Source organism: Leifsonia shinshuensis (genome assembly GCF_022606355.1).
In the GTDB taxonomy this organism is placed as follows: Bacteria; Actinomycetota; Actinomycetes; order Actinomycetales; family Microbacteriaceae; genus Leifsonia; species Leifsonia shinshuensis_B.
On record NZ_JAHHZQ010000004.1, the window covers coordinates 96,366 to 120,372 of the forward strand.

Here is a 24,007-nt window from a genome sequence, read left to right on the forward strand (position 1 = left end):
CGCCGGTTCAGTCTGCGGCGTCGAGCAGAGCCTCGATCAGACCGGGAAAGCGCTCGTCGAGTTCGGCGCGGCGCAATTGGATGTCGTGCGTACGGCCGTTCACGATCGTGTTGGTGAGTCCTGCTTCGCGCAGAGTCTTGAAATGGTGCGCCAGCGTCGACTTCTGCACGTCGACGCCCCAGTCGGTGACGCCTTTCGGGTGGGCGTCCCCGTCGGCGATCGCGCGCACCATCTGCAGTCGCACCGGATCGGCCAGTGCGCGGAGCACATCCACCAGCTCGACCTGATCCATCGGCGGCGAGGGGTATTCGGTCATGCGGCGCCCAATTGTTTGACAATCATCGAACTATCGCCCTACGCTGACGGTATGACGATCATCGAACAATCGTACCGCAGAACGACTCCGGCGTTCGTGGTCCTCGCCCTCGGGCTCTTCGTGGTCGGCACCAACGCCTTCGTCATCGCCGGGCTGCTGCCGGAGATCGCGGCGACCCTGCACACCTCCGCCGCAGCGGTCAGCGTGTCGATCACCACCTACTCGCTCGTCGTCGCGGTCGCGGCTCCTGCGGTCTCGATCCTCCTCCCGCGCGTGCCCCGCTCCGCCCTGATGGCGGCCGGGCTCGCCGTCTTCGCCGTCGGCACGGCGGTCGCCGCCGTCGCTCCCGATCTCGGCTGGTTCATCGCAGGTCGGACCTTCTCCGGGATCGGCGGCGCGGCACTCGTCCCGACCGCCACTGCCGCGGCGGCCTCCCCCGCCGCGCCCGAGAAGCGCGGACGTGCGCTCGCCCTGGTCGGCGCGGGGTTCACGCTCGCGACCGCTGTCGGATCGCCGCTCGGCACCGCGCTCGGCGGCGTGGCCGGCTGGCGGTTCGCACTCTGGTGCGTGGTCGGACTCGGCGTGGTGCTTGCCGCACTCATCCCGGTGTTCGTGCGGCGCGTGCCGCTGGCGCCGCCGGCGAGCCTGAGGCGACGGCTGGCGGTGCTGGCGGACCTGCGCGTGCTCGCGCTGCTGGCGACCACCGTGTTCATGATCGCCGGCTTCAACATCGTCTACATCTTCTCCGCCGCGGTGACCCGGGCGTCGACCGGCGGCGCGGGGCCGCTGCTGGCGGCACTCCTCCTGGCGTACGGGGTCGCCGGCGTGGTCGGGAACGTCGTCGCCGGGCCGCTGACCGATCGTTTCGGCAGTCGCCGCATCGCGACGTACGCACTGATCGGACAGGTCGTCGCGCTCGCGGTGCTGCCGTTCGTCGAAGCGTCGTTCGCCGCCTCCGCGGTCGTGTTCGCGCTCTGGGGCGTCACCGCCTTCGCCATGGCGATCCCGGTGCAGCACCGCCTCGTACACCTCGACCCGGCGTCGTCCGCGCTCGTGCTCTCGTGGTATTCGACCGCGATGTACGTCGGCATCGCGATCGCTCCGCCGATCGGCACGCTCGCCCTGGGCGCGGGCGGGGCCCAGGTCGTGCCGTTCGCCGGCGCGGCGGCGACGGTGGCCGCGCTGGCGACGTTCCTGCTGAGCTTCGCCGCGCGCGCCGCCCGGCGCTCTGTGCCGACGCGCTGAGTGCGCGCGGCCTCGCAGCATGGGCGATTCCGGCGCTGCGCGCCGCTTCGCGACTCAGTCGAGCGCGCCGAGCCCGCGCAGCACGGCCTCGGCCGCCGCGGCCACGAGGGCGTCGTCGGTGTCGGCGTCCGCCGCCGCGTGGTCGGTGAGCACGGCCAGCACGACCGGCTTGCCCGTGTCGCGCCAGATCACGGCGATGTCGTTGCGGGTGCCGTGATCGGCGCTGCCGGTCTTGTCGCCGACCGTCCAGTCCGACGGAGCGACCGAGCGGATCAGCGCGTCTCCCGTCGTGTTGCCGACCAGCCACGTCTTCAACTGGGCACGGGCGCCCGTCGGGAGGGCGGAGCCGAGCGCGAAGGCGCGGAGGTCGGTCGCCAGGGCGCGCGGCGTGCTGGTGTCGGCGGTCTCTCCCGGCGTGAGCCGGTTCAGCGCCGGTTCGACGCGCTCCGCGCTGGTGACGGTGTCGCCGAGCCCGCGCAGGGCCGCCTGGAACCCGGCCGGACCGCCGAGGGCGTCGAACAGGAGGTTGCCGGCGGTGTTGTCGCTGTACCGCACCGCGGCGTCCGCGAGCTCGCGGAGCGTCATCCCGGTCTCCACGTGCTGTTCCGTGATCGGGGAGTGGGCGACCAGCTGGCCGGACGTGTAGCCGACCGGTGCGTCGAGACCGCCGGCCGGCGGGTCGGCGAGCACTGCGGCCGCGGCGAGGGCCTTGTACGTGGAGGCGTAGCCGAAGCGTTCGTCTGCTCGGTAGGCGAGCTGCTTCCCGGTCCCCGTGTCGACCGCGTACACGCCGACGCGCGCGCCGTGCTCGGACTCCAGGGCTTCGAGTTCCTTGTGCGCGGTTGCGCTGCGCGCGTCCGGCGACGCCGACGGGGTCACCGGCGGCGGAGTGGCGGACGTGCCGCTCGGGCCTCCACCCGCTGTCGGCGCGCACCCCGCGAGGAGGGCGGCGATCGTGAGCGGGATGACGAGCTGGAATTTCACACGCATCATGCCAGCTTCGACCATGCGGGGCCGACGGTCAAGCCGGGTCGTCAGGCCGTCAGCTCCCGCATCGCGTCCGCCAGCGCGGCGACGCGACCGGTCGCGTCCGCGCGCCGCTCCGCGACCGAGCCCTGGTCGCTCGATGCATCGATGTAGATCTTCAGCTTCGGCTCGGTGCCGCTCGGGCGGACCATCACGCGTGAGCCGTCGGCGAGCACGATGCGCAGCACGTCGCTCGGCGGGAGGCCGTCGAAGCCGTCGCGCAGGTCGTCGATGTGGTCGACGGCGACGGTGCCCAGGCGGCTCGGCGGCGTCGACCGCAGCGCGGCCATGATCTCGCCGATACGGGACAGCTCGGTGACCCTGATCGAGATCTGGTCGCTGGCGAAGTAGCCGAAGCGCTCGGCGAACGCGACGAGGTGGTCGGCGATGGTTCGGCCGGAGGCCGCCAGCTCGTTCGCGAGGTCGAGGAACGCGGTCGCCGCCGAGATGCCGTCCTTGTCGCGGATGGTCTGCGGGTTCACCAGATAGCCGAGAGCCTCCTCGAAACCGTAGATCAGGCCAGGGGCCCTGGACACCCACTTGAAGCCGGTCAGCGTGTCGGCGAAGTCGAGGCGGTAGGCCGCGGCGACGGCGGCGAGGGCCGGCGACGAGACGATCGAGCACGCGAGCGCACCGAAAGCGGCCCCCTCGGTCGCCGCGCGTTCGGCGAGCTCGGCCGCACGCCAGCCCAGGATCGCTCCCACCTCGTTGCCGCTCAGCCGCCGGAAGCCATCGGCCGACGTCGCGTCGGGGATGGCGACCGCGAGCCGGTCGGCGTCCGGGTCGTTGGCGATGATCAGGTCGACGCCGGCCTCCCGGCCTGTCGCGTACGACAGATCCATCGCGCCGGGCTCCTCCGGATTGGGGAAGGAGACCGTCGGGAACGCCGGGTCGGGGTCGCGCTGCGCAGCGACGACGACCGGGCGCGAGAAGCCGACCCGCTCGAAGACCGCCTCCGCGGTGCGCCAGCCGACGCCGTGCATCGCGGTGTAGGCGAACGAGACGGCGTCCCGCGGTGCGGTGGTCGTGGCGACGGACGCGGTCGCCTCCACGTAGGCGAGCTCGACGTCGGGCGGGGCGATCTCGAACTGCTCGGAGCGAGGGAGGTCGCCGATGTCGCCCTTCGCCACCTCGAGGATGTGCGCAGCGATCTCGGCGTCGGTGGGCGACACGATCTGGGAGCCGTGGTTCTCACCACCGAGGTAGACCTTGTAGCCGTTGTCGTTCGGCGGGTTGTGGCTCGCGGTCACCATGACGCCGGCGCTGGCGTCGAGATGGCGCACGGCGAACGCCAGCACCGGGGTCGGCAGCAGGCGCGGCAGGAGCACGGCGCGCACGCCCGCACCCGCCATCAGCTCCGCGGTGTCGCGCGCGAAGACGTCGGAGTTCTTGCGGCCGTCGTAGCCGATGACGACCGACGGCTGCTCGCCCTCCGCGTGTTCCAGGAGCCAGCGGGCGAACCCGGCCGCGGCCTGTGCGACCAGGACGCGGTTCATCCGGTTCGGGCCTGCGGCGATCTCGCCCCGGAGCCCCGCGGTGCCGAACTCCAGCCGGGTGTCGAACCGCGAGTGGAGGTCGTCGACCGCCTCGGCAGATCCGGCCTGCGCCGCGACGATCAGCGACTCGAGCTCGGTGCGCGTCTCCGGGTCGGGGTCCTGCGCCAGCCAGGCGCGCGCGTCGGCGAGCAGCTGAGGAGTGTCGGCCTGCGCGTCCCGGCTGCTCACAGGGCCTCCACGATCTGAGCCAGGAGGGCGCTGATCACCGGCTCGGCCTCCCGGCCCGCGTCGATGACCTCCTGGTGGCTGAGCGGAGTCTTCTGGATGCCGGCGGCGAGGTTGGTCACCAGCGACATCCCGAGGATCTCCATCCCGCCCTGGCGTGCGGCGATGGCCTCCAGCGCCGTGGACATGCCGACGATGTGGCCGCCGATCGCCTTCGCCATCTGCACCTCGGCCGGCGTCTCGTAGTGCGGGCCGCGGAACTGCGTGTACACGCCCTCGTCGAGGGTCGGATCGATCGTGCGGGCGACCTCGCGGAGGCGCTTCGAGTAGAGATCGGTGAGGTCGATGAACGTCGCGCCCTCCAGCGGAGAGTCCGCCGTCAGGTTGATGTGGTCGCTGATGAGCACGGGGGTGCCGGGCTTCCAGTGCTCCTTGATGCCGCCCGCGCCGTTGGTGAGCACCATCGTGGTCGCCCCGGCCGCCGCCGCGGTGCGGACGCTGTGGACGACCCTGCGCACCCCGTGGCCCTCGTAGTAGTGGGTGCGGGCGCCGATCACCAGGGCGTGCTTGCCGTTCTGGAGACGGATCGAGCGCAGCGTGCCGACGTGGCCCTCCAGCGCCGGCTTGCTGAATCCGACGATCTCGTGCGCCGGGATGGTGGCGACGGTCTCGCCGATGAGGTCGGCCGCCTTGCCCCACCCGCTGCCGAGTGTCAGGGCGATGTCGTGCTTCTCGACCCCGGTCTTCGCGGCGATCTGCACCGCCGCCTGCCTCGCGACCTCGAACGGGTCGGTGGCGCGGTCATCGAGCGGGTTCTGGGTGGTTTCGAGCATGAGCCAACTCTACTGAGCGGTCCCTCCGGCTGCAGGGTGAGCGCGGGTGCGCATCGGTGCATCCCGATACGGAAGAATGAGGGGCATGGCCTATGAATTCGAGCGGAAGCAGCGGATCGCCGTCCTCGGCGGCGGTCCCGGCGGTTACGAGGCGGCGCTCGCCGGCGCACAGCTCGGCGCCGACGTCACCCTCGTCGAGCGCTCGGGCGTCGGCGGCTCCGCCGTCATCACCGATGTGGTGCCCTCGAAGAGCCTCATCGCCACCGCGGAGGCCACCAACGCCATCGGCGAGGCGACCGATCTCGGCGTGCAGTTCTTCACGCGCGGGGCGGGCGGCAAGCCGGTGCGTCCCGAGATCGCGGTCAACCTCGCGGCCGTGAACAAGCGCCTCATGGGCCTCGCGCGCCAGCAGTCGGAGGACATGCGGGCGGAGCTCGTCCGCGCCGGAGTGCGCATCGTGACCGGCGAGGGCCGGCTCGACGGCGACGACGCGATCATCGTCTCGACCGGCACCGGCGACTCCGGTACCGACTTCGACCGGGTGGAGGCCGACACGATCGTGATCGCGGTCGGCGCGAGCCCGCGCATCCTGTCGTCCGCGGTCCCCGACGGGGAGCGCATCCTCACCTGGACCCAGCTCTACGACCTGGCAACCGTGCCGGAGCACCTGATCGTGGTCGGTTCCGGTGTCACGGGCGCCGAGTTCGCCTCCGCGTACACCGCGCTCGGCTCCAAGGTCACGCTGATCTCGTCGCGCGACCAGGTGCTCCCCGGCGAGGACGCCGACGCCGCCCGCGTCATCGAGAACGTCTTCAAGCGCAACGGCATGCAGGTCCTCGCCAAGTCGCGGGCCGAGTCGGTCGTGCGCACGGAGACCGGCGTCGTCGCGACCCTCACCGACGGCCGCACCGTCGAGGGCAGCCACTGTCTGATGGCCGTCGGCTCCATCCCCAACACCACGGGCATCGGGCTCGAGGAGGCCGGCGTGCAGCTCACGCCGTCCGGGCACATCCGCGTCAACCGGGTCGCCCGCACCTCTATCCCCAACATCTACGCAGCCGGCGACTGCTCCGATCTGCTGCCGCTCGCCTCGGTCGCCTCGATGCAGGGCCGCACGGCGGTGTTCCACGCGATGGGCGACGCGGTGAACCCGATCGAACTGCGCAACGTGACGAGCAACATCTTCACCCAGCCCGAGATCGCGACGGTCGGCTGGAACCAGAAGCAGATCGAGGAGGGCATCGCCCAGGGCGACATCTACAAGCTCGCCCTCAAGTCCAACCCGCGCGCGAAGATGCTGGGCATCCGCGACGGGTTCGTGAAGCTGTTCGCCCGCACCGGCTCCGGCACCGTGATCGGCGGCGTCATCGTCGCCCCTCGGGCCTCCGAGCTGATCTTCCCGCTGGCCCTCGCCGTGGAGCACCGGCTCACGGTCGACCAGGTGGCCAGGGCGTTCACCGTCTACCCGTCCCTGTCCGGCTCGATCTCGGACGCCGCCCGCGCGATGCACATCGTTCTCTAGACGGAGGCCGGGCGGATGGAGGAGATCCTGGTCATCGGCGTCCTCGCCGTTCTGACCATCGCCGCCGCCACCAGCTTCGGACAGCGCTTCGGCGTCGCCTCGCCGCTGATCCTGGTGGTCGTCGGCATCCTCGTCTCGTTCCTGCCGTTCGTCCCGGCGCTGACCCTCCAGCCGGAGTGGATCATCGCGGGAGTCCTGCCGCCGCTGCTGTACTCGGCCTCCGTCTCGATGCCATCGATGAACTTCCGCCGCGAGTTCGGGGCGATCGGCGGCCTGTCGGTCGTGCTGGTCATCGTGAGCTCGCTGCTGCTCGGGATCTTCTTCGCGTGGGCGATCCCCGGGCTGGGCCTCGGCTGGGGCGTCGCCCTCGGCGCGATCGTGAGCCCGACCGACGCGGTCGCGACCGGCATCGTGAAGCGTGCGGGCGTCTCCCCGCGCGTGGTGGCGATCCTGGAGGGCGAGAGCCTGCTCAACGACGCGACAGCGCTCGTGCTGCTACGCGCCGCCATCGCTGCCGCGGCGGTCGCCGGGTTCACGGTCGGGGCGGTGACGCTGTCGTTCCTCTACTCGGTCGTCGTGGCGGTCGTCTTCGGCTGGCTGGTCGGCCGGCTGAACCTCATCGTGCGGGCGCGGGTGAAGGACGCCACGGTCAACACCGTCATCTCGTTCACCGTGCCGTTCCTGGCGTCCATCCCCGCAGAGGCGCTCGGCGCCTCCGGGCTCGTCGCGGCGGTGGTCGCCGGTCTGATCACCGGCAGCAGGGCGCCGCGGGTGCTCTCGCCCGAGCACCGGCTGTCGGACTCCCAGAACTGGCGCACGGTCGAGCTGGTGCTCGAGGGCATCATCTTCCTCACGATGGGTCTCGAGCTGTTCGGCATCGTGCAGAAAGTGCAGAACGACCATTCGGGTGTGCTGCCCGCACTCGGCATCGCCGCCGCGGCACTGCTGCTGACCCTGCTGGTGCGGGCGGCGTTCGTCGCGCCGCTGCTCGCCCTGCTCGCACGGCGCGGCCGGCGCCGGGAGCGCATGCGGCCGACCCTGACCAAGCTGCAGGAGCGGTTGCAGGACCCGGAGGCGGCCCGGCGGCTGCTCGAGCAGGGGCCGCGGCCCCCCGAGGCGCTGCCGGAGCTGCCGCGGGACCCCGTGGACGACCCCGACGCGCACGCCGAGGTGCTGGCGGCCGACCCCGCCGTGGCGCACGCCGAAGTGGCCAAGGTGGCCGGAATGCCGGACGCGGCGGCCTCCGCTCGCGAGACCATCGGGGCGACGCCGTCGGGCTGGCGAGGCCGGATCGTGCGCCGGCAGCGGGCGCGCCAGCGGGCGTGGACGGTCGAGAACATCGCCCGGTTCGGCACGCGTCTGCGCCGGGTGCTCGCCGACATCGACTACTTCACGGGAGCGCCGCTCGGCTGGCGGGAGGGCTCCATCGTCGTCTGGGCGGGGATGCGCGGAGCCGTCACCGTCGCGGCAGCGCAGAGCCTCCCTCAGGACACGCCCGGCAGGTCGGTGCTGGTGCTGATCGCCTTCCTGGTGGCGGCCGGCTCCCTGCTGCTCCAGGGTGGGACGCTCGGGCTCGCGCTGCGGATCGTCAAGCCGACGGCCGCCGATCCGGCGGCGGAGCGCGACGAGCGCATGCGGCTCCTGGAACTGCTGCGCGAGGCGGGCGAGGCCGTGCCGCTGCCGGAGACGCGGGAGCGGACCCCCGAGGCCTTCAACCAGCACAAGACCGCTCGGCTGCAGCGCATCCGTGCGCAGCGCGACGCCCTGCTCGACGCTCGCGACGACGGCACGTTCAGCGCCGACGTCCTGGCCGGCGCCCTCAGCAACCTCGACGCCGACGAGATCAGCATCGACCTCAAGGGCGACCCCACCGAGGCCACCGGCTAGCTGCCGCGATCTCGCCCTCCGTAACTCCGGAGATCCCGCGCGAATCCGATCGAGTGTCCGGAGTTACGGACTTGCAGACGGCGCGTCGCGCCGACTATCCGGAGTTAGCAACGTCCCTCACATCCACCCGGCCGAATGGACTTTCCACCTCTTTGCGAGAATGTCCGCGTTCACCGATCGTGCACGACACCCTGAGTGGATGAAATGGCTGAACGTTCTCGGACAACACGGCGGCATCGCGACCTTGCGCCAGCTGGTGGACGAGCGCGTCACGGCACGCGAGTTGACTGCGGCGGTCCGGGAGGGTCGGCTCCTGCGCCCGCGGCGCGGTGTGTACGCGCTGCTCTCAGCGCCTCCGACTGCGCTCGCCGCGGTCGCGGGCGGCGGTCGACTGTCGTGCGTGTCGGCCGCGCGAAGCTACGGACTCTGGGGAGGCGTCGATGGGAGGCTGCACCTGCGCGTTCCTTCCCATGCGACCAGATTGCCCGCCGACAACAGCGTTCGCCACTGGGTGGATAGCGACCGCCACCGCGAGTGCTGGCGCGTGTCGGTCGCGGACTGTCTGCGATCGGTAGTCGCCTGTGCGTCGAGGGAGACGGCCGTGGCCGTTCTCGATACGGCGCTGTCATCCGGCCTGGTGACGCTGGAGACAGTGAACGACGTCTTCGCACACCAACCCCGGTCGGCGCGGGCGGTGGCCGGCCAGTCTCGACCGGGCTCGGACTCCGGTATCGAATCGCTCGTCCGCCAACGGCTCGAATCCCGGGGTCACATCGTCGAGCAGCAGGTGCATGTCGCGGGCGTCGGGAGGGTGGACATGCGCATCGACGGCGTTCTCTACCTCGAGTTGGACGGCTACGCCTACCACTCCGGCCGAGAGGCCTTCGAGCGTGATCGTGCCCGCGATGCCGCGCTCGCGCTTGCCGGCAAGCGCCTCCGGGTGTCGGCGCGGCAGGTACTGGAGGAGTGGGAGCAGGTCGCGGCGCTCGTGGAGGGGGTGTTGGTTGATTCGGAGAATCGGGGGATGGGATCGGTTAGATAGCCGTAACTCCGGAGATCGAGCCCGAATCGGCGCAGAACTCCGGAGCTACGGCATGGAATCAGACGATGTTGAGGAGGAGGTGGCCCGACGAGACGGTCTCGCCGACCGACGCGTTGATGCCGGTGATCGTGCCGTCCTTGTGGGCGGTCAGCGGCTGCTCCATCTTCATGGCCTCCAGCACCAGCACGAGGTCGCCCTTGACGACCTCGTCGCCGTCGGTCACCGCGACCTTGACGACGGTGGCCTGCATCGGGGCGGTCACCGAGTCGCCGGTGGCGGTGTCGACCGCGTGCGCGCCGGTGCGGCGGCGCGGGGCGGCCGCAGCCGCGGGCGATGCGGCGCCCCCGGCGAGGATGCGGGCGGGCAGCGACACCTCGATGCGCTTGCCCTCGACCTCCACGACGACGTTGCTGCGGCGCTCGGCCGCGGCCTGCTCGCCCAGCTCGCCCGACCACGGCTCGATGCCGCCGGCCCACTCTGTCTCGATCCAGCGGGTGTAGATCGAGAACGGCTCGCCGTCCTGCGGGGCGAAGGCGGGGTCGCGCACGATGGCGCGGTGGAACGGCAGCACGGTGGGCAGACCGGCGACCTCGAACTCGTCGAGAGCGCGACGGGAGCGCTCCAGCGCCTCCTCGCGGCTGGCGCCCGTCACGATCAGCTTGGCGAGCATCGAGTCGAACGCGCCGCTGATGACGTCGCCCGCCTGGATGCCGCTGTCGACGCGCACGCCGGGGCCGCCCGGCGCCCTGAACACGTGCACCGGTCCCGGGGAGGGGATGAAGTTGCGCCCGGCGTCCTCGCCGTTGATGCGGAACTCGAAGGAGTGGCCGCGCGGCGCCGGGTCGTCGTAGTCGAGCTCGCCGCCCTCGGCGATCCGGAACTGCTCACGGACGAGATCGATGCCGGTGACCTCCTCGGACACCGGGTGCTCGACCTGGAGGCGGGTGTTGACCTCCAGGAACGACACCGTGCCGTCCTTGCCGATCAGGAACTCGCAGGTGCCGGCGCCCTGGTAGCCGACCTCCGTGAGGATGGCCTTGGACGCGCTGTACAGCTTGTCCAGCTGCTCGGGAGAGAGGAACGGCGCAGGAGCCTCCTCGACGAGCTTCTGGTGGCGGCGCTGCAGCGAGCAGTCGCGCGTGGAGACGACGACCACGTTGCCGTACGCGTCGGCGAGGCACTGCGTCTCGACGTGGCGCGGCTGGTCGAGGTACTTCTCGACGAAGCACTCGCCGCGGCCGAAGGCGGCGATCGCCTCGCGCGTCGCCGACTCGAAGAGCTCGGCGACCTCGTCGCGGGTGCGCGCCACCTTCAGGCCGCGTCCGCCGCCGCCGAACGCCGCCTTGATGGCGACGGGGAGGCCGTGCTTGTCGACGAACTCGAGGACCTCTGCCGCGTCCGCGACCGGGTTGAGGGTACCCGGCGCGAGGGGCGCCCCGACCTTCTCGGCCACGTGGCGGGCGGACACCTTGTCGCCGAGGCGCTCGATCGCGTCGGGGGACGGGCCGATCCAGGTCAGGCCGGCCGCGATGACGGCACGCGCGAAGTCGGCGTTCTCTGCGAGGAACCCGTAGCCGGGGTGCACGGCGTCGGCGCCGGAGCGGCGGGCGATCGAGAGGAGCTTGTCGATGACGAGGTAGGTGTCTGCGCTCGTCGAGCCGTCGAGGGCATACGCCTCATCGGCGAGCCGCACGTGCATCGCGTCACGATCCTGGTCGGCGTAGACGGCGACGGAGGTGATTCCGCTGTCTTTCGCGGCGCGGATGACGCGGACGGCGATCTCGCCGCGGTTTGCGATGAGGACCTTGGAGATACGTGGCACAGTTCTCTAGCCTATTGCCGGAGCGGGACCAGCTTTTGGACGATTCCCACAAAAAAGCATTCCCACTGCTTCAGGGAGTCGACAAGAGACGGAATGGGCTTTTCGTGCTGCGCTGCGGAGCGGTCAGACCCGGTTCCACAGCTCCGTCCACTCGACGCCGAGCCGGCGCACCAGGTCGCGCAGCGTCGACAGCGACAGGCCGACGACCGTGCTCGGGTCGCCGTCGACCCGGGTGATGAAGGGGCCGCCGAGGCTGTCGATCGTGAAGGCGCCCGCGACCTCCAACGGTTCGCCGCTGGCCACATAGGCATCGATCTCGGTCTCAGTGACGTCGGCGAAGGTGACCGACGCCACCGCCGTCGCGCCGACGGCTCCGTTCTCGCGCCCGTCGCGGTGGTCGATGAGCCAGTGGCCCGAGTGCAGGTCGCCCGTGCGGCCGCGCTGCGCGAGCCAGCGCTCACGCGCGACCTCCGGCAGGTGCGGCTTGCCGTGGATGCGGTCGTCGATGGCGAACGCCGAGTCGCCGCCCAGGATCAGCCCGTCGATCGGAGTGCCGTCGAGGGTGCCGCGCACGGCCTCCGCCTTGAGCCGGGCGAGCAGCTGCACCATCGCCTGGGGGGACAGCGGGCCGTGCTCCGCCTCCGCTGCGGCCACGGCCGCCGGCTCGTCCACGTGCGACGGCACGACGACCGGCTCGATGCCGGCTGCGCGCAGCAACGCGAGACGGGCGGGGGAGGTGGAGGCGAGGTAGAGGCGCATGTTCACCTGTGGGATGCTCGGGGGATGCCCCAGAAGGACGAGGTCGAACTCGACATTATCAATGTCGCGCACGGCGGCGTGTTCGTCGCCAGGCACGAGGGCCGGGTTGTCTTCGTGCCGGACACCATGCCGGGCGAGCGCGTGCGCGCCCGCGTGGCCGATACCGCGCACGACCGGTTCTGGCGGGCGGAGCTGCTGGAGGTCCTCGAGCCGGCGGCCGAGCGCCGGGAGCACGTCTGGGACGCGGCCTCGGTGCGGCGCGCCCCGGGGCAGCGCGCGGGTGGCGCCGAGTTCGGCCACATCCGGCTCGACCACCAGCGGGAGCTCAAGCGTCGCGTGATCGAGGACGCCCTGCAGCGCACCGCACGACTCGATGCCGACACGATCGCCGCGGTCGGCCCCGACGGCGGCCGCCTGATGGTGGAGGCCGTGAGCGGCGAGACGGAGGACGGCACCGGCTGGCGCACGCGGGTGCGGCTCCAGGTCGGCAGGGACGGCACGATCGGCCCGTTCGCGGCGCGGACCCACACCGTGGTCCCCGTGACCGGCCTCCCGTTGGCCACCGCCGCGGTGGAAGGGTCGACGCCGTTCGGCCAGCGCTTCCCCGGCGCCGAGTCGGTCGACATCGTCGCCACCGGGCTGGGGGCGACGCATGTGCTCGTCAACGACCTCCCGGAGTCGAACGGGAAGGGCGGCAGGCACGGCAGGCGCCCGGTGCGCCCGCGCCGTCGTCCGGTCCCCATCCGCGAGCGCGTGGGCGAGCGGGAGTTCCGGCTCGACGCGCGCGGCTTCTGGCAGGTGCACCGCGAGGCGGCTGCGACGCTCACCGCGGCCGTGCGTTCGGCGGTCGACGAGGCCGTCTTCGATCCGCGCGCCGCGAACCTCGACCTCTACGGCGGGGTCGGTCTGCTGGCGGCGGCGCTCGGCGACCGCTTCGGCCCGACGACGCGCATCACGTCGGTCGAGTCCGACGAGGCTGCGACCGACGACGCGGCCGAGAACCTCGCCGAGTGGGTCGGCGCGTCAGCGGTGACCGCGCGGGTCGAGCACTTCGTGACCGCGCTGGCGGTGGAGGCGACGGCCGCCGAGCGCGCCAGGCTGCGCGCCGCCACGGTCGTCCTCGATCCGCCCCGCTCCGGAGCGGGGCGCGACGTCGTGGAGGCCATCGCCTCGATGCGCCCCGCGCAGATCGTCTACGTCGCGTGCGACCCCGTCGCGCTCGCGCGCGACCTGGCGTATTTCGCGGAGCGCGGCTATCCGCTGCGCTCGCTGCGCGCCTTCGATCTCTTCCCGAACACCCACCACGTGGAGGCCGTCGCCACGCTGACCCCGTGATCGCCGGGATCCGAGCATGCTGCACACTACGATGGTCAGCATGGTGCGAGTCTCAATCGTCGACGATCACGAGTCTGTGCGCCTCGGGCTCAAGGCGGCCTGTCAGGACGCCGGGTACGAGGTCGTCGTGGCAGCGGCGACGGTGAACGAGTTCGTCGAGCTTCTCGGCTCCCAGGAGTGCGACGTCGTGGTGCTCGACCTGTCGCTCGGCGACGGCTCGAAGGTCACCGACAACGTCAAGCGGGCGCAGGCGACCGGCGCGGCCGTGCTGGTGCACAGCATCGCCGACCGGGTTGCGAGCGTCCGCGAGGCGCTCGCCGCGGGCGCGGCCGGCGTCATCCCCAAGTCGTCCCCGACCACGACGGTCATGAACGCGATCGAGACGGTCGCGCGCGGCGACGTGCTCAACAACCTGGAGTGGGCGACCGCGATCGACGCCGACAGCGACTTCGCGAAGGCGCAGCTCGGCCGTCGTGAGCGCGACGTGCTGCACCTCTACGCCTCCGGTCTGCCGCTCAAGGCGGTCGCGGCGCAGCTGGGGATCGCGAACTCGACCGCGCGCGAGTACCTCGACCGCATCCGCGTGAAGTACGTCGAGGTCGGTCGGCCCGCGCCGACCAAGGTCGATCTCCTTCGCCGGGCAGTGGAGGACGGCATCCTGCCCGGGCTCGATCCCGACACGGGCAATGAGCGCCCCTAGTCTCCCGCGCTCGACGCCGGGAGCCCCTGTCGAGGCGGCCAAGCCGCGCAACCCGCTGAGCCGCGCACGGATCGAGCGCATCTCCGACCGCACGGTGTCGGCGTTCGGCCTGGTGTTCGGCCTGCAGACCTTCCCGACGGCGCTGGGCCAGCTGGGCGCATTGCGCAGCCCCTGGGCGGCCGTGGTGCTGGTGCTGGTCTTCGGCGGTCTGGCGTTCACGGTGCTGCTGGCGATCTTCGCCCAGCGGTTCGTCAAGCTCACCATGGGCATCCTCTCGCTCGTCTACTTCGCCGCGATCGTGACGTGGCCGCTGCTGGTGTCGCAGCCGTCCGCGTTCGCGTCCGACAAGCCGTGGGTGTGGTTCCTCTGCTCGGTGTTCACGGCGTTCGCCGCCGTGGCCTACCCGCTGTGGCTGGCGATCGCCTACACGTTCATCACCCCGATCGCCTACGGCGTGGTCCGGGCGCTGCCGGCCGGCGGCGGGGTCGGCGCTGAGCTCGCCGGGCTCGACACGGTCTACGCGATCATCCTCGGCGGCGTGATCCTGGCGATCATCGCGATGATGCGGCAGGCCGCCTCCGCCGTCGACGTCGCGCAGAGCCAGGCGCTCGCGAAGTACGGCAACGCGGTGCGACAGCACGCCACGGAGGTGGAGCGCGTGCAGGTCGATGCGATCGTGCACGACAGCGTGCTGACGACGCTGCTCTCGGCGGCGAGTGCCCGCACGCCGGAGCAGAAGGATCTGGCTGCGCGCATGGCGGCCGACGCGATCGGGCATCTGCACGCGGCGGAGGCCTCCGGCCCCGAGGATCAGACCCAGGTCGGCGTCGAGCAGCTCTCCGACCGCCTCGTCACGGCCGCGCGCGCGTTCTCCTCGCCGTTCGCGGTGGACGCCCGAGACGACGACGACCTGCACAGCCTCCCCGTGAACGTCGCGGAGGCGGTCTATTCCGCTGCGGTGCAGGCGATGGTGAACAGCATGCAGCACGCCGGCGGCGAGGACGTCCGCCGCAGCGTCACCGTGCACGGCGGCGACCACGGCGCGGCGGTCCGCGTGATCGTGGCCGACGACGGGCGCGGCTTCGACGCTGACACGGTGCCGGCGGAGCGGCTCGGCCTGCGGGTGAGCATCCGTGAGCGGCTGGCGAAGGTCGGGGGCAGGGCCACCGTGGTGTCGGCTCCGGGCGAGGGCACGACGGTGACGATCGTGTGGCCGGCGGCCGAGCACGGTTCCGTCGTCGATCGCGAGCAGGAGGCCGCGGGATGATCACGCTCAACCGGCTGCTGTTCCTGGGACTCGGGGCGCTGTTCTCCGCCTACCACCTGTTCCTCGGCCTGTCGTCGCTGTCGATCCCCAGCGCCCCCGGCCCGGCGATCGTGGCGATGGCGCTCTACGCCGTCGCGACCGTCATCAGCCTGTGGCCGACCAGCCCCACCAAGATGCCGCTGTGGCTGGCCGCGTTCGACCTCGCCGTGTGCGTCGTCATCCCGATCCTGGTCACCAGCGAGCTCGACCCCGCGAAAGACAACGGGTACGCGACCTGGTACGTCGCCGCCGTCGGCACCCTCATGACGATCGCCGCGGTGCGCCGCCAGCAGTTCGTCGCCTGGGTGGGCGTCGGCTTCCTCGCGGTGCAGACGGTGGTCTGGGCGGGGCCGGGTGCGCTCGCCGGTCTGGGCGTGGTCGGCTCGGTGGTGTGGGTCGGTGTCGCCGTGGTGATCTCGGGCTCGCTGGCGAAGGCGGGCCGCGACGCCCTCCAGTTCGCCCGGGCCGAGCGGGAGGCCACCGAGTGGCAGGCGGCGCAGGAGGCGCACGTGATGGAGCGTCAGCTCCGGCTGAGGCAGACCTACCGGGTGGCCGCTCCGATGCTTGCCGAGATCGTCCGCCGCGGCGGCGACCTCACCGAGGCGGAACGCCGGGAGTGCCGCTATCTGGAGGGTGCGATCCGCGACGAGATCCGTGGTCGGCGCCTGCTCAACGACGACGTGCGCCGCGAGGTCATGGACGCGCGCCGGCGCGGTGTGGTCGTGAGCCTGCTCGACGAGGGCGGCATCGACGACCTCGACCAGAGCGGGCTGGAGACCGTCCTCCGCCGTCTCGCGGACGCGATCCGCGGTACGACGACCGACAAGCTGATCGTCCGCACCGTACCGCGCTCGTCGAAGACCGCGGTCACCGTCGTCGGCCTCCGGATGTCGGACGACGGCGCCGCGAACGCGCTCGGTGTCGAGTCGGACGACGACGAGGTCGACCTGTGGCTGGAGATCCCGCGCCCGCTCGTCGACGCGGCCCGCTGACGCAGTTGGCGCTGACCGAGTCAGAGTGCGCTTCAGGTCTGAGTATTGGTGAGATGCCTACCGATGTAGCCGACATAGACCTTTCCCGATCTCGCCACATCATCCCAGTAGTACATCCGGGGCGCAAAGCTGTCCCGCCACGTCGGCTTGAAATGCGCCTCCATGAGTAGTTCCCCGTCTGGCTCCACGTCCAATGGAACGGGGAGCACCCGCTCCTGACGCCATTTGGAGTTGTTCAGCACTGTCTCGCTCTCCTTGGCCGCATGCTGACCGGGAGGGCACTTGACGCCGTTCGCGCGATCATCCGTGAGATAGGTGTGGACACCTCCTCTAAAACCATTTGATCGCGCGATCGCATAGTCGTGGAGGGTTCGCGCTTGTTGCCAGAAGGCGGCTGCATAACGGCCCGTCGCATCACGCCTATCGACCTCGAGCGCTGTATCGAGGTCACCCGTGAAGATGACACGCTCGGAGATGGAGTGCGCTTCGTCGCCGGGAAGCAGGCGCCCGATGAGTTCTTCTACGGAAGACGGTGCGTCCCACCCATCTTCATCAGGTTCTACATATGCGTCCTGAGGGCTCTGACTCGCGGCAATGCGCTGCCTCAAGATTGTCAGTTCTCGCTGGTCGTGTATCTGTTGTTCTTGGGCGATCGCGAGATCAAGGTCACGGTCCTCGAGTTCCCGTCGCAGGTGAGAACCCTCCGATCGCAGTTCCTCCTCACGCTCGGCAGCTTCATTGAGCTGTTCCTCGGCGATCCCCACCTCGGCGACCTTGCTCGCGATGAAATCATCGAGCGCATCCAACTGTTCGAGGGCGGGATCGTCGAGTCCGAGCCAACGTTTGACCGAGTTGGAGATCCGCTCGATCCAGAGCGACGCCAGCGGAGTCGCGGGAACGGATGTCCCTTCTCCACGAAGGGCAGTGACGGCCCACTCCGCCGATTTCCGCGGCTTCGATCGTCGCGGCTGCGCTTCCGCAACTCTCGCCTCGACTTTGGCTGCGCGATCGACCGCTGTCTCGGCGCGACGGAGCACCTCAATCGTTCTTCGGATATCTGCGGGCGGCTCCGCTTCCACGAACCGCCGGCGTGCCACCTCGCCATGGCGTCGCTGCAACGGTTCCGCAACCGACCTGCCTTCGAGCGAACGGGTGAGGGTGGGGAGCGACAGCCACTTGTGGCGAATCGAATCCTTCGGGTCGGTGAGATCGACCCGAGGCAGATAGGTCCGCACCTCACCCTGTCGAGCTCGATGGCTCTCGGGGAGCGCCTCGTCTAACTCCTCCGCTGCGTCGGCGAATACCGCGTATGCCGCAGTAACGCCCACGCTCTGGGTAGTCAGGTTGGAGACCATTTCGCGCCAGGCGTCGTCAAGGTCACGAGCCGGCGATACAGCCACGACAACAGACGCTGTGCGGTCGGGGTCCGTAATGGCGCGGATCACCTCGGAGGCCTGCCCAGATCGGATTGTCGCGGCGGTACCAGTGAGTGGCACTGCGCCGTCGCTAGCCTTGACCGTGTTGAGTATGGAACGAACAATTCGCGGGGGAGCGACCTTAGCGAGAGCCGTCTCGCGTTCAACGCCGCTGAGATCGACCTCCACCACGATGGACTGTTGGTTTTCGCCGCGGGCTGTCAGTGACGACGCGTAGAGAGAGACGATCCAACGCCCTGCGGCGTTGGTTTCTATCAGCCGGTAGAGGCGCCGCCTGCCGCTCGCCTCGTGCTCAGCATGCACGACAAGCAGTTCCGCACGACGCCCGAAGCCGTAACGTCCTGGCCGGTCCCAAACAATATCTGCCGCCTTGGCTCGTAGCTTGTCTCTGAGCCAATCGCGCACTTGGTTCTCCGCGACCTCGACGGCATCCACTGCCGAGTCGAAACGGAGTATTGCACGGTAACCGACTGCCACGATCCCCCCAAGCTTAAGTGAAGCTGCTCGATTCCATCATCCACGGCTGACGCTGGAGACAGAGCGCACAACCATTCGCAGCTCAAGGTTGTCATGAATCGACAATGATGATGTCGTCTCACGTGCGGAGATGGGCGCGCGAGGCGCCCTTAACGAGATGAAAGGGGCCGACACCCGAATTGTCGGCCCCTTTTCAAACCCCGAGTCAGGGCGACAACCCGAATATCGCCCTGACTCGCCCCCAAAGCACTCGCCCGCTTACCCTAGTCGGCGAGTGATTGGCGGTGTAACTCACGAGGAGAGACACCTAGCAACAACAATATTGTCGCGTCCTCCGAGAAATACATAGTCGTCATTTTGGGGGACCGCAGGGGGACAGCCCCGAGGCCGCTGAATGGTCACTATGCCGCAATGCCGCGTGACCCGCGAGTGGGGGCCTCCCCGATCGGGGTACAACGGCGGTCGAACCGGGGTCGAACCAGGCTCAGCCGGAGAACGAACGCCACGCGGCCGGTCCACGGTCGAGCGGGCGGCGCAGGCTGCGCTGCGTGCGCTCCCAGCCGTCCGGGCCGTGCTGCGGCCGCGCGTCGCGAGCAGCCGCGGCGGCCTCGGCCGCTGCCGTCGCCAGCACGGCCGTGACGGCGGCGACCTCTTCGGGCGTGACGCCCTTCGTGAGGAACCGGAGCTGGGACGGGTCGAGCGGGGAGGCGTCCGACGCTGCGTGGGCGCCGCTCACAGCGGGATGTTCCCGTGCTTCTTCGGCGGCATCGCCGCACGCTTGGTACGCAGCGCCCGCAGAGCCTTGATGACCGAGATGCGTGTGGCGGCCGGCTCGATCACGCCGTCGAGCTCACCGCGCTCCGCGGCGAGGAACGGACTCGCCACGTTGTAGGTGTACTCACTGGCGAGGCGTGCGCGCACGGCTGCGACATCCTCTCCCGCCTCCTCGGCGCGCTTGATCTCGCCCCGGTAGAGGATGTTGACGGCTCCCTGGCCTCCCATCACCGCGATCTCGGCGGTGGGCCAGGCGAGGTTCATGTCGGCGCCGAGCTGCTTGGAGCCCATCACGATGTAGGCGCCGCCGTAGGCCTTGCGCGTGATGATCGTGACGAGGGGCACGGTCGCCTCGGCGTACGCGTACAGCAGTTTGGCGCCGCGGCGGATGACACCGGTCCACTCCTGGTCGGTCCCCGGGAGGTAACCCGGAACGTCGACCAGGGTGAGGATCGGGATGCTGAACGCGTCGCAGAAGCGCACGAACCGCGACGCCTTCTCGCCGGCGTCGATGTTCAGCGTGCCTGCCATCGCGCTCGGCTGGTTGGCGACGATGCCCACCGAGCGGCCCTCCACGCGTGCGAACCCGATGACGATGTTGGGCGCGAAGAGCGGCTGCACCTCGAGGAACTCGCCGTCGTCGACGATCCCCTCGATGATCGTGGTCACGTCGTACGGCTGGTTGGGCGAGTCGGGGATGATCGTGTCGAGCCGGCGGTCGGCGTCGGTGATCTCCAGCTCGGGCTCCGACTCGAAGACCGGCAGCTCGGCCAGGTTGTTCTGCGGGAGGTAGCTGAGCAGGGTGCGCGCGTAGTCGAGGGCGTCCTCCTCGTCGCTCGCGAGGTAGTGCGAGACGCCGGAGATCTTGTTGTGGGTGAGCGCGCCGCCGAGCTCCTCGAAGCCGACGTCCTCGCCGGTGACCGTCTTGATCACGTCGGGGCCCGTGACGAACATGTGGCTCGACTTGTCGACCATGATCACGAAATCGGTGAGCGCGGGGGAGTAGACGGCGCCGCCGGCGGCCGGACCCATCACGATCGAGATCTGCGGGATGACGCCGGAGGCCGCGGTGTTGCGGCGGAAGATCTCGCCGTACTTGCCGAGCGCGACCACGCCCTCCTGGATGCGGGCGCCACCGGAGTCGAGGATGCCGATCATCGGCACGCCGGTCTTGATGGCGTGATCCATGACCTTGATGATCTTCTCGCCGGCCACCTCGCCGAGGCTGCCGCCGAAGATGGTGAAGTCCTGGCTGAAGACCGCGACGTTGCGGCCGTGGATCGTGCCGACGCCGGTGACGACCGCGTCGCCGTACGGGCGCTTGGCCTCCATGCCGAACGCATGCGTGCGGTGCCGGACGAACTCGTCGAACTCCACGAACGAGCCCTGGTCGAGCAGGAGGTCGATGCGCTCGCGTGCGGTCAGCTTGCCCTTCGCGTGCTGCTTCTCGATGGCGGCCTGGCCGCTCGCGGTCACGGCCTCGTGGAACCGCTCCTTGAGGTCGGCGAGCTTGCCGGCGGTCGTGAAGGGATCGGGGGTCTGACGTGCTTCGGTGTCGGTCACGCCGTTCACTCTACCTGCCAGCCGAATGCCCGTGCCGTCTACGGAATCCTACAAATCCGCGCCCGTTCGCTGGCAGAATTGAGCAATGAACTTCCGCCGCAGCCGCGCCGTCGTCCCCGTTCTCGAGGTGCTTCCCGAAGCCGCCTCCACCAACGATGTGCTGCAGTCGCGTGCGGGCGACCTGCCGGATCTCGCAGTCGTCGTGACCGACAACCAGACGGGAGGCCGCGGCCGGCTCGGCCGGGTCTGGGTCTCGCCCCCGGGCAAGTCGCTGGCCATCTCGGTGCTGCTGCGCCCGGAGGGGCTCGCCCCGGAGGCGCTGGGCTGGTTCCCGCTGCTCGCCGGCGTCGCGATGAGCCGCGCTCTGGCCGGGTTCACGGCCCGCGACGTGTCGGTCAAGTGGCCCAACGACGTGCTCATCGACGAGGCGAAGGTGTGCGGCATCCTGTCGGAGCTGCTGCCCGGGATGGACGGGGTGATCGTGGGGGCGGGGGTGAACCTGACCCTGCAGCTCGACGAGCTGCCTACGCCGACCTCCACCTCGCTCGCGCTGGCCGGAGCCACCGAGGTCGACCCCGACGCCGTGCTGGCCGCCTACCTGATCCAGCTGAGCGTGCTCTACCGCGAGTTCGTCGCAGCGGGAGGCGACCCGATCCGCAGCGCCCTGCGCGACGAGGTGTCCGAGGCCTGCCACACGCTCGGTCGCTCGGTGCGCGTCGAGCTGCCCGGCGGCGATGTGCTGCTCGGCACGGCGACGGCGATCGACGAGTCCGGCAGGCTGATCGTCGAGTCGGATGCGGGGCCGACCGCGGTGGCGGCGGGCGACGTGACGCACCTGCGGTATTAATGGGAGACATGAGCAGTACGCCGGAGGGTTCGCCCGCGCCGCCTCCGGAGCGGGTCATCGCCCGTCTCCGGTCCAACGCCCGCGCGCTCTTCTGGCCGAGCCTCGCCCTCATCGTCGTCGCCGGCGGTGTCGGCTTCTTCGCCGGACGGGTGTCGGAGGTCTGGGAGGTCGTCCTGCTCTGGTCGGCGGCCGCCGTCGCGACCCTGCTGCTCTTCCTGCTCCCGCTCGCCGTCTGGCTGAGCCGCCGCTACACGGTCACGACCCGGAGGCTCATCCTGCGCCACGGCTTCTTCGTGCGCGTGCGCCAAGAGCTGCTGCACAGCCGCGGCTACGACGTCGCCGTCAAGCGGACCTGGCTGCAGAGCATGTTCCGTTCCGGGGACGTGCGCATCAACTCCGGTCTCGACCACCCGGTGGTCCTCAAGGACGTGCCGAAGGCCGATCAGGTGCAGCGCGCGCTCAGCGAGCTGATGGAGCACGCGCAGACGATCGTCGCGGTGCGTCGCCAGCAGTCGGAGTCAGTCTCCGACGAGACCACCGTCTGGGGTTCGCGCTAGCGTCGAGCCGGTCACCGTCGCGGGCTCGGACCTGGCGGTGGCGGGCTCGGCGGCGCGAACCGCGGCGGCCTTCCTCCGCTCGGCACGTGCGGGGGAGAAGACCCACCAGCGGTACAGGGCGAACCGGAACAGCATGCCGAGCGCCAGCCCGACCACGTTCGCCGAGATGTTGTCGGCTACGGGGTTCGCCAGGCCGAGCAGATAGTGCGACACCCAGATGCAGACGAGGGGGATCCCGGTGCCGGTCGCGAGGCTGACGACGAAGAACTCGACCCCCTCGCGGGCCGCGTTCTGCTGGCGCTGACCCGAGAACGCCCAGTAGCGGTTGCCGATCCAGTTGGTCAGGATCGCGATGACCGTGGCGATGATCGTCGAGTAGATGGTGGCGTGCTGAACGTTGCGCAGAACGATCAGCAGCATCACGTTGAACACCACGAGGTTCACGCCGAAGCCCACTGCGCCCACCGCGCCGAACTTGATCAGCTGCGGGAGGAGGCGGGCCCTGCTCGCCGTGGTGTTCGTCTCGGTCGTCATGCTCCAGCCAAGGGATGCGGGAAGATAGGAGGTGCGTTCGCCACAATACGCGAGCCGGAGCGGCCGTATCTGGGAGTTGCCCGCGCAGCGTGTGAAGAGTATCGAGGAGAGACATCGGAAATGGCCAGGAACACGATCGGAGTCATCGGCGGCGGTCAGCTGGCACGGATGATGATTCCGCCCGCGGTCGCGCTCGGGATCGACATCCGCGTCCTCGAGGAGGCCGAGGGGATGAGCGCCGAGCTCGCGGCCACGGGCGTCGGCGACTACCGCGACCTCGACACCGTGCTCGCCTTCGCGCAGACCGTCGACGTAGTGACCTTCGATCACGAGCACGTCCCTCCGGCGATCCTGCGTGAACTGGTGTCGCGCGGGATCCCCGTGCACCCGGGACCGGACGCCCTGCTGTACGCGCAGGACAAGCTGCAGATGCGCGCGAAGCTCAGCGAGCTGGGCCTGCCGGTGCCCGACTGGGCGGCGGTGGAGTCGGCCGACGAGCTCGGCGCCTTCCTCGCGGACCACGGCGGCCGCGCGGTCGTGAAGACGGCGCGCGGCGGCTACGACGGCAAGGGCGTCCGCGTGGTGTCGGAGGCGTCAGGAGCCGACGACTGGTTCCTCGCGCTCGCCGAGGACGGCCGCGGTGGAGCGCTGCTGGTGGAGGAGCTCGTCGACTTCCGGCGCGAGCTCGCCCAGCTGGTCGCCCGGCGGCCCTCCGGCGAGATCGCCGTGTGGCCGGTCGTCGAGACCGTGCAGAAGGACGGCGTGTGCGCCGAGGTCATCGCCCCCGCTCCCGGCTCGGCGGGCAGGGTCGCCCTGGTCTCCGCCGAGATCGCGACCCGCGTCGCCGAGGGGCTCGGCGTGACGGGCGTGCTCGCCGTCGAGCTCTTCGAGACCACGGATGGCCGGGTACTGGTCAACGAGCTCGCCATGCGGCCGCACAACAGCGGCCACTGGTCGATCGAGGGCGCGGTGACCGGCCAGTTCGAGCAGCACCTGCGCTCCGTCCTCGACCTGCCGCTCGGGTCCACCGCCATGCGCGAGGAGTGGTCGGTGATGGTGAACATCCTCGGCGGCCCGGCGGAGGGCTCGCTGCAGGACCGCTATCCGGCGGCCCTCGCCGCGCATCCCGAGGCGAAGTTCCACGGCTATGGCAAGGCACCGCGCCCCGGCCGCAAGGTCGGCCACGTGACGGTCACGGGCGACGACCTCGACGACGTCGTCTACAGCGCGCGGGCGGCCGCGTCGTTCTTCGAGGGGTAGAGAGGCCGGGGGAGGAGCGGCTCTCCCGCGCGCCTAACCCACCCCTCCCGCAC

Annotated in this window: 21 protein-coding genes; 11 read left to right on the top strand and 10 right to left on the bottom strand. The window is 70.4% G+C overall.

Features of this window, described 5'->3' with window-relative positions; translation table 11 throughout:
• Window positions 1–7: 7 nt before the first annotated feature.
• Entirely contained in the window at window positions 8–316 is a 309-nt protein-coding gene (locus tag KNO15_RS15810) for an ArsR/SmtB family transcription factor (RefSeq protein ID WP_241704767.1), read from the bottom strand.
• A gap of 51 nt (window positions 317–367) precedes the next feature.
• Here KNO15_RS15810 and KNO15_RS15815 point away from each other — a divergent pair, with 51 nt between their 5' ends.
• Window positions 368–1,561: an MFS transporter gene (locus tag KNO15_RS15815; RefSeq protein ID WP_241704768.1), complete on the top strand. Its 1,194-nt coding sequence runs from the start codon at window positions 368–370 to the stop codon at window positions 1,559–1,561.
• A 54-nt stretch (window positions 1,562–1,615) separates the two neighbouring features.
• Here the strand turns inward: KNO15_RS15815 and bla are convergent, their stop codons facing one another.
• From bla to KNO15_RS15830, 3 genes are read right to left on the bottom strand one after another with little or no spacing between them, the layout of a single operon-like run.
• Window positions 1,616–2,554, bottom strand: a complete 939-nt coding sequence (gene bla / locus KNO15_RS15820; protein ID WP_241704769.1) for a class A beta-lactamase — start codon at window positions 2,552–2,554, stop codon at window positions 1,616–1,618.
• Window positions 2,555–2,595: 41 nt separating this feature from the next.
• A complete protein-coding gene (locus KNO15_RS15825; RefSeq protein ID WP_241704770.1) occupies window positions 2,596–4,311 on the bottom strand; it encodes a phospho-sugar mutase in 1,716 nt (571 codons plus the stop codon).
• Window positions 4,308–5,141: a purine-nucleoside phosphorylase gene (locus tag KNO15_RS15830; RefSeq protein WP_241704771.1), complete on the bottom strand. Its 834-nt coding sequence runs from the start codon at window positions 5,139–5,141 to the stop codon at window positions 4,308–4,310. Before KNO15_RS15830 ends, KNO15_RS15825 begins: the two co-directional genes overlap by 4 nt.
• Window positions 5,142–5,226: 85 nt before the next feature.
• Here KNO15_RS15830 and KNO15_RS15835 point away from each other — a divergent pair, with 85 nt between their 5' ends.
• From KNO15_RS15835 to KNO15_RS15845, 3 genes are all read left to right on the top strand, one after another.
• Complete coding sequence (locus KNO15_RS15835) at window positions 5,227–6,663, top strand: NAD(P)H-quinone dehydrogenase (protein WP_241704772.1); 1,437 nt, start codon at window positions 5,227–5,229, stop codon at window positions 6,661–6,663.
• Window positions 6,664–6,678: 15 nt separating this feature from the next.
• Window positions 6,679–8,550 (top strand): cation:proton antiporter, encoded by a 1,872-nt coding sequence (locus KNO15_RS15840; RefSeq protein ID WP_241704773.1) that lies wholly within the window; start codon window positions 6,679–6,681, stop codon window positions 8,548–8,550.
• A 199-nt stretch (window positions 8,551–8,749) separates the two neighbouring features.
• A complete protein-coding gene (locus KNO15_RS15845; protein WP_241704774.1) occupies window positions 8,750–9,592 on the top strand; it encodes a type IV toxin-antitoxin system AbiEi family antitoxin domain-containing protein in 843 nt (280 codons plus the stop codon).
• A gap of 58 nt (window positions 9,593–9,650) precedes the next feature.
• Here the strand turns inward: KNO15_RS15845 and KNO15_RS15850 are convergent, their stop codons facing one another.
• Window positions 9,651–11,414 (bottom strand): acetyl/propionyl/methylcrotonyl-CoA carboxylase subunit alpha, encoded by a 1,764-nt coding sequence (locus KNO15_RS15850; RefSeq protein ID WP_241704775.1) that lies wholly within the window; start codon window positions 11,412–11,414, stop codon window positions 9,651–9,653.
• Window positions 11,415–11,537: 123 nt separating this feature from the next.
• On the bottom strand, window positions 11,538–12,173 hold the full coding sequence (locus KNO15_RS15855) for a Maf family protein (RefSeq protein ID WP_241705305.1): 636 nt from the start codon (window positions 12,171–12,173) through the stop codon (window positions 11,538–11,540).
• Window positions 12,174–12,197: 24 nt separating this feature from the next.
• Here KNO15_RS15855 and KNO15_RS15860 point away from each other — a divergent pair, with 24 nt between their 5' ends.
• Genes KNO15_RS15860 through KNO15_RS15875 form a run of 4 tightly spaced genes read left to right on the top strand, consistent with a single transcriptional unit; the run spans window position 12,198 to window position 16,506 of the window.
• Entirely contained in the window at window positions 12,198–13,508 is a 1,311-nt protein-coding gene (locus tag KNO15_RS15860; RefSeq protein ID WP_241704776.1) for a class I SAM-dependent RNA methyltransferase, read from the top strand.
• A 40-nt stretch (window positions 13,509–13,548) separates the two neighbouring features.
• A complete protein-coding gene (locus KNO15_RS15865; protein ID WP_055918145.1) occupies window positions 13,549–14,208 on the top strand; it encodes a response regulator transcription factor in 660 nt (219 codons plus the stop codon).
• Window positions 14,195–15,475, top strand: a complete 1,281-nt coding sequence (locus tag KNO15_RS15870; protein WP_241704777.1) for a sensor histidine kinase — start codon at window positions 14,195–14,197, stop codon at window positions 15,473–15,475. Before KNO15_RS15865 ends, KNO15_RS15870 begins: the two co-directional genes overlap by 14 nt.
• Window positions 15,472–16,506, top strand: a complete 1,035-nt coding sequence (locus KNO15_RS15875) for a hypothetical protein (protein ID WP_241704778.1) — start codon at window positions 15,472–15,474, stop codon at window positions 16,504–16,506. The genes KNO15_RS15870 and KNO15_RS15875 overlap by 4 nt, the downstream gene beginning before the upstream one ends.
• Before the next feature lie 32 nt (window positions 16,507–16,538).
• Here KNO15_RS15875 and KNO15_RS15880 read toward each other — a convergent pair whose 3' ends face one another.
• The 3 genes from KNO15_RS15880 to KNO15_RS15890 all read right to left on the bottom strand — a co-directional run bounded on the left by KNO15_RS15880 (window position 16,539) and on the right by KNO15_RS15890 (window position 20,765).
• Window positions 16,539–18,419 (bottom strand): hypothetical protein, encoded by a 1,881-nt coding sequence (locus tag KNO15_RS15880; protein WP_241704779.1) that lies wholly within the window; start codon window positions 18,417–18,419, stop codon window positions 16,539–16,541.
• Window positions 18,420–18,903: 484 nt separating this feature from the next.
• Window positions 18,904–19,155 carry an acyl-CoA carboxylase epsilon subunit gene (locus KNO15_RS22925; protein WP_241704780.1) on the bottom strand — a complete coding sequence of 84 codons (252 nt, stop codon included), beginning with the start codon at window positions 19,153–19,155 and terminating at the stop codon, window positions 18,904–18,906.
• Window positions 19,152–20,765: an acyl-CoA carboxylase subunit beta gene (locus KNO15_RS15890; RefSeq protein WP_208038388.1), complete on the bottom strand. Its 1,614-nt coding sequence runs from the start codon at window positions 20,763–20,765 to the stop codon at window positions 19,152–19,154. Before KNO15_RS15890 ends, KNO15_RS22925 begins: the two co-directional genes overlap by 4 nt.
• Window positions 20,766–20,841: 76 nt before the next feature.
• On the opposite strand from KNO15_RS15890, the gene KNO15_RS15895 reads away from it, so the two are divergent.
• Window positions 20,842–21,603 (top strand): biotin--[acetyl-CoA-carboxylase] ligase, encoded by a 762-nt coding sequence (locus tag KNO15_RS15895; protein ID WP_241704781.1) that lies wholly within the window; start codon window positions 20,842–20,844, stop codon window positions 21,601–21,603.
• A gap of 8 nt (window positions 21,604–21,611) precedes the next feature.
• Entirely contained in the window at window positions 21,612–22,160 is a 549-nt protein-coding gene (locus KNO15_RS15900; RefSeq protein WP_241704782.1) for a PH domain-containing protein, read from the top strand.
• Here the strand turns inward: KNO15_RS15900 and KNO15_RS15905 are convergent.
• Window positions 22,122–22,694, bottom strand: a complete 573-nt coding sequence (locus KNO15_RS15905; RefSeq protein ID WP_241704783.1) for a GtrA family protein — start codon at window positions 22,692–22,694, stop codon at window positions 22,122–22,124. The two genes, KNO15_RS15900 and KNO15_RS15905, sit on opposite strands and share 39 nt — an antisense overlap.
• A gap of 120 nt (window positions 22,695–22,814) precedes the next feature.
• Between KNO15_RS15905 and KNO15_RS15910 the strand changes: the two genes are divergently transcribed.
• Window positions 22,815–23,954, top strand: coding sequence for a 5-(carboxyamino)imidazole ribonucleotide synthase (locus tag KNO15_RS15910; RefSeq protein ID WP_241704784.1), 1,140 nt, complete (start codon window positions 22,815–22,817; stop codon window positions 23,952–23,954).
• The last annotated feature ends 53 nt before the right edge of the window (window positions 23,955–24,007 follow it).